Here is a 13,102-nt window from a genome sequence, read left to right as displayed (position 1 = left end):
CAACCGTCAATACAACCAACCAAAACCGCCTCGGTATCAATACAGCCGCCGATCTAACAAACAGGTTCGCTGTCGCCTCCCCAGCCTCCCTCTTCACCCATGAGGGGGCGGGGCACCAGATCAAGGTCAACAAGGCCACGACCGGCCATACCGCCTCGTTGCTCTTCCAGAGCGCTTGGTCGGGGCGGGCTGAAATGGGGCTTGCCGGGAGCGATGCCTTCAGCGTCAAGGTGAGCCCTGATGGTTCAACCTTCCACGACGCCCTGGTCGTCGATCCGGCGACGGGGCGGGTGACGTTTCCGGCCGGGGTCGTGGGCGTTCGGCCGCAACTGATGGGGCACCGAACCTACTATGTCGCGACGACAGGGAGCGACGGCAACAACGGGATGACGGCGGGTGCACCTTTCGCGACGATCCAGAAGGCAATCGACGTGGCGCACAATCTCGACTGTGCCTCCTTCGACGTGACGATCGAGATCGCCAACGGCATCTATGCCGGGGCGAGCATTGTGCGGCCGCTGATCGGGGGAGGCACGCTCGTCATCAAGGGTAACGAGACGACGCCGGCCTCGGTCGTGCTGTCCTCGGGGCTCGGCTTTCGCAATGGGGCCCAGGTGCGCGTTGCCGGCGTGCGGATCGCCATTGCAACGGATCTCATCCATGCGCTTTCGGTAGGCCTTGGTGTGCATCTGCGGCTCGGCAAGGTGGAGTTCGGCGCGGTCGGCGCGAATGCCGACCATATTTTCTGCGACGGCCCCTGCCATATCGTGCTGGAAGACAACTATACGATCACCGGGGGTGCGCGGCGGCACATGAATATCGGCGTCGGCCACCTCGCCGGCGCGAACCGCACTTTCACGTTGACCGGGACGCCCGCCTTCACGCAGTTCATCGCCGCCTCGAACTGCGGTACCGTCGCGCTCTCCAATCCGACCATAGCGGGCACGGCCACCGGCGGGCGCTACATTGCCGAAACCAACGGGGTCATCAACACGTTCGGCAAGGCGACGACGTTCCTGCCGGGTACCCTCGCGGGCACCAATCCGACCGGTGGCATTTATGCCTGAGGAAAAGCATAGCATGCGTTGCATTCCAGGCGGCCCTTGCGCGGGGGCTGCCGGACTGGTTATGAAAAGACATGTCGCTCGAATCCGTCCGTACCTTCTTCTCCGAAAATGCGCCTGATGTCGCGGTGCTGGTCACCGAAGAGAGCTCTGCGACCGTGCCGCTTGCCGCCGCGGCGCATGGCGTGGCGCCGGAACAGATCGCCAAGACGATCTGCCTCAGGGTCGGCGAGGAGATCGTGCTCCTCGTTGCGGCCGGCACGGCGCGGCTCAGCAACCGGAAATTCAAGGACCGTTTTGCCGCAAAGCCGCGCATGCTCGATGCCGAGCAGGTGCTGGCCGTCACCTCCCATCCGGTCGGTGGCGTCTGTCCGTTCGGCCTGCCTGCGCCCGTGCCCGTCTATTGCGACGTCTCGCTGAAACCTTTCGACGAGGTGGTTCCGGCCGCAGGCGCGACGAATGCTGCCGTGCGCATTGCGCCGGACCGCATGGCGGACCTCGTCAAGGGCGAGTGGGTCGACGTCTGCGAGTGACGTCCCGGCTTTCCGGCCGGCGCCGGATAGCCCAGTCGAAACAAGTCGCCAGAGCGATTTCTCCAAAACCCTCCGCCGAGCGAATCGTGAAAGAGTTTCGCGAAAATCCGGGGAAATGCCCGGCTGGAAAAATCCCGCCTGAACACGCAATATGACGAAACTGTGATCAACCGCGGCCGGCTTTCGGCGGACAGCGGCGCGCGGACGCGGGGAGACCCGCGGGCAGGCGGTTCGCAGTGCGAAGCGTCGGCTAGGTCCCGGGTTGCTGGAGGAGCATCTGGCCCGGAGGTTTTGCACGGCGCAGCCGCTGGCGCGCCAGGGGGAGAAAACATGTTTGAACGGTTTTTCAAGCTGAGTGAGCACGGAACGAGCGTGCGCACCGAAGTGATCGCGGGTCTGACGACCTTCCTCACCATGTCCTATATCATCTTCGTCAACCCGGATATCCTGTCGACGACGGGCATGGATCGCGACGCCGTCTTCGTCGCCACCTGTCTTGCCGCCGCGCTCGGCTCCATGGTCATGGCGCTCGTCGCCAACTGGCCGATCGGCATGGCGCCCGGCATGGGCCTCAACGCCTTCTTCGCCTTCACGGTCGTGGCGGCGCTCGGCTTCACCTGGCAGCAGGCGCTGGGTGCGGTGTTCATTTCCGGCATCATCTTCGTCATCCTGACGGTGACCGGTGTGCGCAGCTGGCTGATTGCCGGCATTCCGCATTCGCTGCGCAGCGCGATCGCCGCCGGTATCGGCCTCTTCCTCGGCATCATCGCCCTGAAGAGTTCCGGCATCGTCGTCGACAATCCGGCGACGCTCGTCGGTCTCGGCGACCTCAAGCAGACCGGCCCGCTGCTCGCCATCCTCGGCTTCTTCATCATTGCCGTGCTTGATGCGCTGCGCGTCAAGGGGGCTATCCTGATCGGCATTCTCGCCGTCACGGTCCTCTCCTGGATTTTTGGCGTCAGCGAGTTCCGCGGCCTCGTTTCCGCCCCGCCGTCGATCATGCCGACCTTCCTGCAGCTCGACATCATGGGCGCCCTGCACGGCGGCCTGCTGCATGTCATCCTCGTCTTCGTGCTCGTCGAAGTGTTCGATGCGACCGGCACGCTGATCGGCGTGGCCAAGCGTGCCAACCTCATCCAGGAAGGCAAGCAGAGCCGCCTCGGCCGCGCGCTTCTCGCCGACAGCACGGCAATCGTTGCCGGCTCGCTGATCGGCACGAGCAGCACCACGGCCTATGTCGAAAGCGCTTCGGGCGTGCAGGCCGGCGGTCGCACGGGCCTCACCGCCTTCACCGTCGCTATCCTGTTCCTCGCTGCCCTCTTCATCTCGCCGCTCGCCGGCTCCGTGCCGAGCTATGCGACGGCACCGGCCCTGCTCTATGTCGCAGGCCTGATGATGCGCGAACTGACGGAAATCGAGTGGGATGACCTGACGGAAGCGGCTCCGGCTGCGCTCACTGCGCTCGCCATGCCCTTCACCTACTCGATCGCCAACGGCCTTGCCTTCGGCTTCGTCAGCTATGTCGTCTTGAAGTTCTTCACCGGCAAGTGGAAGCAGATCCATCCGGCAACGGCGATCGTCGCGGCCCTCTTCATCATCCGCTTCGCCTTTTTCGCGGAATAAGGGGCCCGATCGTTCGGGCGGACCGCACCACAAACTCCATCGTCATCCTCGGCGCTTAGCCGAGGATCCATCTGCCGCCACGGCTGATGGGGGCTCGGGTCAGGCCCAAGCTGATGGTAGAGGGGTTCGTGCGACACATCAAAAGGGCCGCGTGATGAGCGCGGCCTTTTTTGCATGTCAGGGCCGGGCGACACCGTCCAGCCAAGCCTGCCATTCCCGTTCGCTTGCCATGGCCACCTGCGCAGCCTTCTCTCCGTAGAAGAAGCGGCAGACGCTGAGGCGGATCGCTTCGCCCGTACGGTAGAGGCCGAAGAGGCCGACGCCCGGCGTTTCGCCATCGATGCGGACCAGCACGTAGCGCTGCCGATCGTCCTGCCGCACGCCGACGACCTCGCCGAAAAACGTTTCGCCGGCTTCGACGGTCCAGTTTTCGCCGACATCGGCCGTCTCGTGGCCGAGGCCGTCGAGCAGCTTGCGCCATGTGACGAGCCCATCGCCCGCTGCTTCGGCGGACAGCTGGAAAGAGGCAGCGGGTTGGCCGGCATGGTGTGCGAGATAGAGCCGCAGCACCTCGATGAAGCCGGGCCAGCCGGACTCGAAGCCCTCCATCTGGTCGTCCCAGTCATCGGTCGAACTGAAGAGGGAATGCACCATGCGCACGAGGCACTCGTCGCCCGAGCGGGCGATGATGGAAATCTCCGTGGCGATCGGCGGGGCATTCTCCGCCCAGCCGACCTCCACATAACCGAAGCGGTGTGGCGGCTCCCAGCCGGTGACCGTGCCGCCGGAGGTGACCCCCGGCATGAAGTGGAAGGTGAGCCGGCCGCCGATCTTCTCCTCGATCTCGGCTCGGGTGAACCAGGCGGCGTTGCCGGGGCCGGTCGCCATGGCATGCCAGACCTCCTCGGGCGTGCCGGGAACGAGAAACTCCATTTCCACCCAGCGTTTGCCGCTGGCGTCAAATTTCGTCGGCATCGGACTTCCTTTCCTTGTCTGGTGGTGCGGGATAGGCGGCGACGACCAGCCGGTGCGCCCGCCCGCCCGGGGCCTGTTCGTCGTGGTAGCGGGCGGTGAGCGTTGCGACCGCCGCGGTGAGATCGGCCGTGAAGGCGGCGCGCGCGGCGGGGGAGGCGAAGCGGATCGTCGTGTCGATGGAGAGCGTGGCAAGCCGCTTGTCTGCAGCGCGCGCGCCACGCCAGAGCGTGCCGACCTCGCGCACGCTGCGGGCGGCGAGTGCCACGAGATAACTTGCCGAGAACCGGTCGCCGGAAACATCGGGATCGGCCCCGACCGGCCCCAGCGCGGCCGGCGAGACGACATAGGAGCGCGCCGTTGCCACCATCAGCCGCTCGGTGATGCCGCCCCACTGGCGGGCCTCGGCCTGTTCCACCAGCCTCTCGTCCTCCAGCGCCCTGAGGTGATAGTTCACCTTCTGGCGTGTCAGTCCCACCCGACCGGCGAGCGTGGCCGCGGAGGCTGGCGTGGAAAGCTCGGCGAGCAGGCGTGCCTTCACGGGATCGAGGGCAAGGGCAGCGGCGGCCGGTGTGTCAAGGATATCGAGATCGAGCATGTGGCAGGATTCCATTGACAAGAAAATTTGTCAATGGACTCAAAAAAGTGCCGGCCCGTGGAGGCGGGCCGGCGGATCCGTGATCCCGGTGGGTGGATCAGCGGATCAGGAAGGGTTCCGAATAGAAATGCTCCTCGAGGTTCACGCCCTCGCCGCCGCGATCCACGACGGCGAAATCAGAGACCGTGTCGAGCGGCGTCAGGATGCCGTGCCAGACATTGCGGCCGATATTGACGCCCTGGCCGGGCGCGGTGCGGAAGGCGATCGGCTCAGTGGGTCCGTTCTCGGTCTCCCCGGCGACGACGACGAGGAACGAGGCATCACTCAAGGGAATGAAGGCCTGGCTGCCGAGCGGGTGGCGCTCCACCATCGTCAGCTCCAGCGGCAGGGGATAGGGCTCGCCGCGCAGGAGACTGATCATCGGCCGGGCTTTGTCACCCGTCGTCTCGATATTGGCGAGGTCATGGTAGCGGGTGCATTTTCCCGCATTGATCGGGAAATTGTGGGCACCGTCCTGCTCGATCACCTGGCCGAAGGGCGCGAAGGCCTCGCGGGTGAGCGGCTTGATCTCGATGGTCTTCATGTCTTTCCTCCCTCGGCCAGACGGCCAAAAATGCGCAGGCGGCTGACACCGCCGTCCGGATGGATGTTCAGGCGGACATGCGTCACGGCGTCCGCCCGTTTCACGAGATTGCCGTCGAACGTATGGATACGGTCGGCGGCAAGTTTCTGCTCGGGCAGGATCTCCTGCCAGAACATCGACGCGGCGGTGACAAGGGTGGGGAGGTCCCCCGTCGTGCCCGTCAGGTCGGCGGCCTGCAGGGAGCAGGCATCCGGGTAGTTGCCCTTGAAATGGGCGGTATCGACGACGATGCTTTCGATCGTCGCCCGTGCGGCGAGCCTGACCACGATCCATTCGTGGCCCGGTGTACGGCGGCGGCTGGTCTCCCAGCCGTCGCCCATATTGATGCCGCGACCGGGCGCGAGCAAGCGCTGGTGGCCGTAGTGCCCGTTCGAGAGCGCGACGACGGTTCCGCCCGCAAGAGCGGCGGCAAGATCGAGCGGCCTGTTTTCGGCGGCGCTGCGGTCGAGCGCCGGAAGTCCGTGGACGCGCAGCCTTGCCACCCCGCCATCGGGATAGATGCGCAGCCGCACATGGCTGAACAGCCCGTCCGTGGCGCAATCGAAGAAATGCGGGGCATTCGGCCCGAGTGGGCTTGCGGCCAAAAGGGGCGTCCACACCGTAGCCTCGCCCGGCCCGCCAGGCGCAAGACAGCCCTCTATGGCGCAGGCCGTCGGGTAGTTGCCGGTAAAATGCGCCGTGTCCACCTCAAAGCCTTTGATACGGCCGGGCGTTGCCAGTGCAACGATCGCATGGTCATGCCCCGGCCCGCGCCGCCGCCGCGTCTCCCAGCCGTCCATCCATTTGCCGTGCTCGTCATAGACGCCGGGCTTGTAGACGGCGGGCTCGTCGGCCAGCATGCGCGACAGCGGGCCGAAAAACGCGTCCGTGGCGAAGATACCCCTTGCCCCGAGGCCGGCCGAGGCAAGGTTGATCGTTCCGCGTGTGAACGAAGGCGTGGCGCCGCTCGACATGACGCGGTCGCTCAGGCCGGCAGCAGCGCATTGAGCCGCAGATAGCCGATTCGCTCGACCTGCTTGCAGGCGGTGGCGAATTCGGCGACGCGGTCGTTCGCGATGCGTTTTTCGAAGGCGGCGAGAATGCTCGCCTTGGTGTTGTCGCGCACGGCGATGATGAACGGGAAGCCGAATTTTTCGACATAGCGGTTGTTGAGCTCGGTGAAGCGTGCGCGCTCCTCGTCGGTCAGCGCGTCGAGACCGGCCGACGCCTGCTCTTCCGTCGAGCTTGCCGTCAGGCGCTTGGCCTCGGCCAGCTTGCCGGCGAGATCCGGGTGGGCGACAAGAACGCCCAGACGCTCCTCCTCGCTCGCCGCACGGAACTGGAAGGTGAGCGCGGCAGAAAGGCCGATCGCGGTATCGTTCGCCGGCGAAAGTTCGTCGGCGAAGGCGCGCCGGGCGATCCAGGGAGAGTGCTCGAAGATATCGCCGAAGCGTTTGACGAACGCCTCTTCCGCCATCTGCGACGGGCGCTCTGCGACCGGCTTTGGCGGATGGGTTTTTGCCCAGTGCTCGGCGATGTCGACGCGGCGGGCGATCCAGACTTTTTCGTGGCTCTGCACATAGTCGATGAAGCGGGCGAGCGCCATGACGCGGCCCGGCCGGCCGATCAGGCGGCAGTGCAGGCCGATGCTCATCATCTTCGGGCTGCCCTTGGCGCCTTCCGCATAGAGCGCGTCGAAACTATCCTTCAGGTAGCTGAAGAACTGGTCGCCGCTGTTGAAGCCCTGGGGCGTCGCGAAGCGCATGTCGTTGGCGTCGAGCGTGTAGGGGATGATCAGCTGCTGCCGGCCGCCATGCTCGTGCCAGTAGGGCAGGTCGTCGGAATAGGTATCGGAAACATAGTCGAAGCCGCCGGCTTCGGTGACGAGATCGACGGTGTTGACCGAACAGCGGCCGGTATACCAGCCGCGCGGCCGTTCGCCGGTGACGAGCGTGTGCAGGCGGATTGCCTCGGCAATGGCCGCGCGTTCGTCCTCCACCGTCATGTCCTTGTGCTCGACCCATTTGAGGCCGTGCGAGGCGATTTCCCAGCCGGCCTCCTGCATGGCGGCCACCTGGGCGGGCGAACGGCGGAGCGCGGTGGCGACACCGTAGACGGTGACGGGCACGTTCTTTTCCGTCAGCAGCCGGTGCAGGCGCCAGAAGCCGGCGCGCGCGCCGTATTCGTAGATCGATTCCATGTTCCAGTGGCGCTGGCCCGGCCATTGGGCGGCGCCGACGATCTCGGAGAGAAAGGCTTCCGATGCCGCATCGCCGTGCAACACACAATTCTCGCCGCCTTCTTCGTAGTTCAGCACGAACTGTACGGCGACGCGTGCCTCGTCCGGCCACCCGGCAGCCGGCGGTGTCTGTCCATATCCGTGCATGTCACGGCAATATCGCATGGGAACGCTCCTCCAAACGCTTTCGATGCAGAATTTCTAACCGCAAATCGCCCGTGTCATTCCCTACGGAAATTTTGAAAGTCTCGAACGATCCTGCTGCTTTTCAGTGGCAAGAGGCTGGAGGATAGTGATTATCGGAGTGCTGTGTTCGGGAGGAAAAACATGCAAACTCATTCGCAAGGCGCCGGCCGCCTCACCACCCATGTGCTGGACACGGCGCGCGGCAAGCCGGCAGAAGGCCTGCGCATCGATCTCTACCAGGTGGAGGGCGACACGCTGCGCCTTCTCAAGACCACCGAGACGAACGATGACGGCCGCTGCGATGCGCCGCTGCTCGCCGGCGAGACGATGAAGGCCGGCACCTACGAGCTGCGTTTCCACGCCGGCGATTATCTCGGCCGCACGGGGGATGGCCCGTTGTTCCTCGACATCATCCCCATTCGCTTCGGCCTTGCCGACGAGGGCGCGCATTACCATGTGCCGCTGCTCGTCTCGCCCTTCAGCTATTCAACCTATCGCGGGAGCTAATCCATGGCGGCCGTCTCGATCCGCGCGGAACTGCGTTTCATCCTCAATGGCCAGGACGTTGTTGTCAGCGACGTCGGGCCGGACCAGACATTGCTCGACTGGCTGCGGTTGTCCCGCCTGTTGAAGGGCACCAAGGAAGGCTGCGCCGAAGGCGACTGCGGCGCCTGCACGGTGCTGGTGGGCAGGCTGACACCTGAGGGCGGCCTTGTTTACGAGGGCGTCAATGCCTGCATCCGCTTCCTCGGCTCGCTGGATGGCTGTCATGTCGTCACCGTCGAGCATCTCGCCGCCCGCGACGGTCGCCTGCACCCCGTGCAACAGGCCATGGTGGACTATCACGGTTCGCAATGCGGCTTCTGCACGCCGGGTTTCGTCATGTCGCTCTATGCGCTGTGGATGCAGGCGCCGAACCCGAGCGATCAGGAGATCGAGATTGCGCTGCAGGGCAATCTCTGTCGCTGCACCGGCTATGAGCCGATCCTGCGCGCCGCCCGCGCTATTTCCAGCTATGGCGGCACGGAGAAGGACCCGCTTCTTGCCGAACGCCAGACGATGATCAAGCGCCTCCGGGCACTTGCCGATGGCGCGCGCGTCGAAGTCGGCGAAGGCAGGAAGCGGTTCGTCGTGCCGGCGAATCTCGACGATTTCGCCGCTATGCTGGAGGCGGAACCCGCCGCCACGATCGTGGCGGGTTCCACCGATGTCGGCCTTTGGGTCACCAAGCACATGCGCGACATCACGCCGGTCGTCTTCATTGCCGGCCTTCAGGAGATGAAGGCGATTGCGGTGAAGGACGACGTGATCACGCTCGGCGCCGGCGTCACCTATACCGAGGCCATCGCGACGCTTTCGCAGCACATTCCGGCGCTCGGCCCGCTCATCACCCGGATCGGCGGCCAGCAGGTGCGCAACATGGGCACGATCGGCGGCAATGTCGCCAACGGTTCGCCGATCGGCGACACGCCGCCGGCGCTGATCGCGCTCGGTGCGTCGGTGACCTTGCGCAAGGGCGCGGAACGGCGCACCATCCCGCTTGAGGATTTCTTCATCGCCTATGGCAAGCAGGACCGTCAGCCGGGCGAATTCGTGGAATCCCTTGCGGTGCCCGTTCCCCCTGCGGCGGAAAAGTTCGCCGTCTACAAGGTGACCAAGCGCCGCGACGAGGACATTACCGCAACGCTCGGCGCCTTCCGCCTGGCGCTTGCCGCCGACGGCACGGTCGCTGCCATCACCATCGCCTATGGCGGCATGGCGGCGACGCCGAAGCGTGCCTTTGCCGTCGAAAAGGCACTGCTCGGCCAGAGCTGGACGGAGGCGACGGTGGAAGCGGCCATGGCGAAATATGCCGAGGACTATGCGCCGCTGACCGACATGCGCGCGACAGCGGAATACCGCGCGCTGGTGGCGAAGAACCTGCTCTTGCGGTTCTATGTGGAAACGACGACCAGCGCAGAGCCCGCGCAGGTGTCCAGATACGAGGCTGCGTAAGCCATGAACAAGCACACTCCAGACCTCAAGGCGGAAAAGATCACCGGCGGCGTGCATTCGAGCCCGCGCCACGATTCCGCGCACAAGCACGTTGCCGGCACGGCCGTCTATATCGACGACATCACCGAGCCCGCCGGCACGCTGCATGCCGGCCTCGGCCTCTCCACGGTCGCCCACGGTACCGTGAAGTCCCTCGACCTTTCGGCGGTGCGCGCCGCGCCCGGCGTCGTCGACGTGCTGACCTATGAGGACGTGCCCGGCGACAACGACATCTCGCCCTCGGGCATGCATGACGATCCGGTGCTCGCCGCCGGCAAGGTGGAGTTCCACGGCCAGCCGATCTTCTGCGTGATCGCGGAAACGCGCGAGGAAGCCCGCCGCGCTGCGCGCCTGGCCAAGGTCGAATACGAGGAGCTGCCCGCCAATATCGACATCTGGGACCTCGACCAGACGACGCATCGCCAGGTCTTTCCGCCGCTGACGCTGAAGCGCGGCGATGCGGCCGCGGCCCTCGACAGCGCGCCGCGCCGGGTGAAGGGCCGCATGCGGCTGGGCGGGCAGGACCATTTCTATCTCGAAGGCCAGGTCTCGCTCGCCGTACCCGGCGAGGATGACGAGGTCACCGTCTATTGCTCCACCCAGGGGCCGAGCGAGACGCAGCATCTCGTCGCCCATGCGCTCGGCGTGCCGAGCCACGCCGTGACGGTGGAGGTGCGCCGCATGGGCGGCGGCTTCGGCGGCAAGGAGACCCAGGCCAACCAGTGCGCTGCGCTCGCCGCCATCGCCGCCAAGAAGCTGGGCCGCGCCGTCAAGCTTCGCCTTGACCGCGACGAGGACATGGTGGCGACCGGCAAGCGGCACGATTTCGCCATCGACTATGATGTCGGCTTCGACGACGAGGGCCGCATTCTCGGCATCGACTATACCTTCGCGCTTCGCGCCGGCTTTTCGGCGGACCTCTCCGGTCCGGTGGGCGACCGCGCGCTGTTCCACTGCGACAACGCCTATTTCTTCCCGCATGTGCACGCCAAGACGGCGCTGCTGCACACCAACACCGTGTCGAACACCGCCTTCCGCGGCTTCGGCGGTCCCCAGGGCATGGTGGGCGCGGAGCGCGTCATCGATGAGGTGGCCTTCGCCGTCGGCAAGGACCCGCTGGATATCCGCAAGCTGAACTTCTACGACGCGATGGGCGTCGAGGGGACCCGCAACCTCACGCCCTACCACCAGAAGGTGGAGGACTGCATCATCCAGCGCATCGTCGCCGAACTCGAAGAGAGCGCCGACTATGCCGGCCGCCGCAAGGCGATCCAGGCGTTCAATGCGAAGAGCCGTATCGTCAAGCGTGGCCTGGCACTGACGCCGGTCAAGTTCGGCATCTCCTTCACCAAGACGGAATCCAACCAGGCCGGCGCGCTGGTGCATGTCTACACGGACGGTTCCGTGCACATGAATCACGGCGGCACGGAAATGGGCCAGGGCCTGCACCTGAAGGTGGCGCAAGTGGTGGCGGAAGAGTTCCAGATCGATCTCGACCGGGTGAAAATCACCGCGACGACGACGGCCAAGGTGCCGAACACCTCACCGACCGCGGCTTCGTCCGGCGCCGACCTCAACGGCATGGCGGCGCAGAACGCCGCGCGCCAGATCAAGGACCGGCTGATCGATTTCGCCGCGGAAAGCCATCAGGTGCCACGCGATCAGGTCGTCTTCCTGCCGAACCGCGTGCGGATCGGCAATTCCGAGATGTCCTTCAACGATCTCGTGAAGAAGGCCTATATGGCGCGCGTCCAGCTCTCGGCGGCCGGCTTCTACAAGACGCCCAAGATCCACTGGGACCGGTCGAAGGGCCGCGGCCACGCGTTCTATTACTACGCCTATGGCGCGGCCTGCTCTGAGGTTTCGGTCGACACGCTGACCGGCGAATATGTCGTCGAGCGCACCGACATCCTGCACGATACCGGCCGGTCGCTGAACAAGATCATCGACATCGGCCAGGTCGAAGGCGGCTTCATCCAGGGCATGGGTTGGCTGACCACGGAGGAATTGTGGTGGGACGGCAAGGGGCGGCTTCGCACCCACGCGCCCTCCACCTACAAGATCCCGCTCGCCTCGGATCGCCCGAAGATCTTCAACGTCGCGCTGACCGACTGGTCGGAAGCCTACGAGCCGACGATCCACCGCTCCAAGGCGGTTGGCGAGCCGCCGCTGCCGCTCGGCCTTGCCGTGCTGCATGCGCTGTCGGATGCGGTGGCGAGCGTGGCGGACCATCAGATCTGCCCACGGCTCGACGCCCCGGCGACACCCGAATGCGTGCTGATGGCGATCGAGCGTCTCAAGGCGGCCCAAGCAGTTCCAGGAAAAGTGTGATGCGGTTTTCCGTCCGGAATTGCGGCAAAGAAAGCAAGGGGTGAGGCCATGCCTGCCGCGCGCGAAGATATCAGGGATTTCCTGCGCCGGGCGCCGGGGTCGATCCTGGTCGAGGTGACGGGTGCGGCGGGCTCCACGCCGCGCGACACGGATGCCTTCATGCTGGTCTCGGAACGGGAGATCTTCGCGACGATCGGCGGCGGTCAGCTCGAATACATGGCGATCGATCAGGCCCGGCGAGCACTGCGCCTGGGCGCTGCCGCCGAGCCGATGAGCGTGCCGCTCGGCCCGGAGATCGGCCAGTGCTGCGGCGGGCGCGTCGGGCTGTCCTTCACCGCTATGAACCCGGTGCTGGCTCGTGATCTCGTCGCCCGCAGCGACCGCGAGATGGCCCTGCGGCCGCATGTCTATGTCTTCGGCGCAGGCCATGTCGGTGATGCGCTCGCCATGGCGCTGTCGCTCGCCCCGCTGCGCGTCGTGCTGGTGGATACACGCGAGGACGAGCTCGTCGCCTCGACGGTGCCACGCATCGAGACCTGCCTCACCGCCATGCCCGAGACCGTGGTGCGCGATGCGCCGGCCGGCAGCAGTTTTGTTGTCCTGACCCACGATCACGCGCTGGATTTCCTGATCACGGCCGAGGCGCTGAAGCGCAGCGATGCAGCCTATGTCGGCATGATCGGTTCGAAGACCAAGCGCGCGACCTTCCGCAACTGGCTGTCGCGCGAGATCGGCCAGCCGGACCTTTTCAATTGCCTGGTCTGCCCGATCGGCGGTACGGTCGTGAAGGACAAACGCCCGACGGTGATCGCAGCGCTTGCGGCCGCCGAGATCATGACGGCGGCGCTGACCTGGACGGGCGCGTGCAACAAGGCGGTCCTTGCCAAGGGGTGATGCGGT

General features: G+C 65.6%; 11 protein-coding genes and 1 pseudogene. 7 read left to right on the top strand and 5 right to left on the bottom strand.

Features of this window, described 5'->3' with window-relative positions:
* The 3 genes and pseudogenes from AKG11_RS35070 to AKG11_RS02520 form a co-directional block, all read left to right on the top strand.
* Positions 1-1,067 (top strand): annotated as a pseudogene (locus tag AKG11_RS35070) (DUF2793 domain-containing protein); the annotation flags it as partial.
* A gap of 71 nt (positions 1,068-1,138) precedes the next feature.
* Complete coding sequence (locus tag AKG11_RS02525) at positions 1,139-1,597, top strand: YbaK/EbsC family protein (protein ID WP_023514690.1); 459 nt, start codon at positions 1,139-1,141, stop codon at positions 1,595-1,597.
* A 330-nt stretch (positions 1,598-1,927) separates the two neighbouring features.
* Positions 1,928-3,220 (top strand): NCS2 family permease, encoded by a 1,293-nt coding sequence (locus AKG11_RS02520; RefSeq protein WP_023516878.1) that lies wholly within the window; start codon positions 1,928-1,930, stop codon positions 3,218-3,220.
* Positions 3,221-3,397: 177 nt separating this feature from the next.
* On the opposite strand, the gene AKG11_RS02515 is transcribed toward AKG11_RS02520, so the two are convergent.
* From AKG11_RS02515 to puuE, 5 genes are all read right to left on the bottom strand, one after another.
* Complete coding sequence (locus tag AKG11_RS02515) at positions 3,398-4,195, bottom strand: SRPBCC family protein (RefSeq protein ID WP_082342309.1); 798 nt, start codon at positions 4,193-4,195, stop codon at positions 3,398-3,400.
* Complete coding sequence (locus AKG11_RS02510) at positions 4,179-4,790, bottom strand: winged helix-turn-helix domain-containing protein (protein ID WP_050742831.1); 612 nt, start codon at positions 4,788-4,790, stop codon at positions 4,179-4,181. Before AKG11_RS02510 ends, AKG11_RS02515 begins: the two co-directional genes overlap by 17 nt.
* 97 nt (positions 4,791-4,887) lie before the next feature.
* Complete coding sequence (locus AKG11_RS02505) at positions 4,888-5,373, bottom strand: ureidoglycolate lyase (RefSeq protein ID WP_023515081.1); 486 nt, start codon at positions 5,371-5,373, stop codon at positions 4,888-4,890.
* A complete protein-coding gene (gene alc, locus AKG11_RS02500) occupies positions 5,370-6,386 on the bottom strand; it encodes an allantoicase (protein WP_050742806.1) in 1,017 nt (338 codons plus the stop codon). Before alc ends, AKG11_RS02505 begins: the two co-directional genes overlap by 4 nt.
* An 11-nt stretch (positions 6,387-6,397) precedes the next feature.
* A complete protein-coding gene (gene puuE / locus AKG11_RS02495; protein WP_050742805.1) occupies positions 6,398-7,816 on the bottom strand; it encodes an allantoinase PuuE in 1,419 nt (472 codons plus the stop codon).
* A 162-nt stretch (positions 7,817-7,978) separates the two neighbouring features.
* Between puuE and uraH the strand changes: the two genes are divergently transcribed.
* The 4 genes from uraH to xdhC are packed head-to-tail and all read left to right on the top strand — an operon-like array spanning position 7,979 to position 13,096.
* Positions 7,979-8,344, top strand: a complete 366-nt coding sequence (gene uraH / locus AKG11_RS02490; RefSeq protein WP_023515078.1) for a hydroxyisourate hydrolase — start codon at positions 7,979-7,981, stop codon at positions 8,342-8,344.
* A gap of 3 nt (positions 8,345-8,347) precedes the next feature.
* Positions 8,348-9,832: a xanthine dehydrogenase small subunit gene (xdhA, locus tag AKG11_RS02485; RefSeq protein ID WP_050742804.1), complete on the top strand. Its 1,485-nt coding sequence runs from the start codon at positions 8,348-8,350 to the stop codon at positions 9,830-9,832.
* 3 nt (positions 9,833-9,835) lie between these two features.
* A complete protein-coding gene (gene xdhB, locus AKG11_RS02480; protein ID WP_050742803.1) occupies positions 9,836-12,202 on the top strand; it encodes a xanthine dehydrogenase molybdopterin binding subunit in 2,367 nt (788 codons plus the stop codon).
* Positions 12,203-12,250: 48 nt separating this feature from the next.
* The gene (xdhC, locus tag AKG11_RS02475) at positions 12,251-13,096 is read left to right on the top strand and encodes a xanthine dehydrogenase accessory protein XdhC (RefSeq protein ID WP_050742802.1); all 846 of its coding nucleotides are present in this window, start codon (positions 12,251-12,253) and stop codon (positions 13,094-13,096) included.
* Positions 13,097-13,102: the final 6 nt, after the last annotated feature.

The organism is Shinella sp. SUS2, assembly GCF_001262505.1.
GTDB lineage: Bacteria > Pseudomonadota > Alphaproteobacteria > Rhizobiales > Rhizobiaceae > Shinella.
This window is presented reverse-complemented; position numbering and strand designations above follow the sequence as displayed.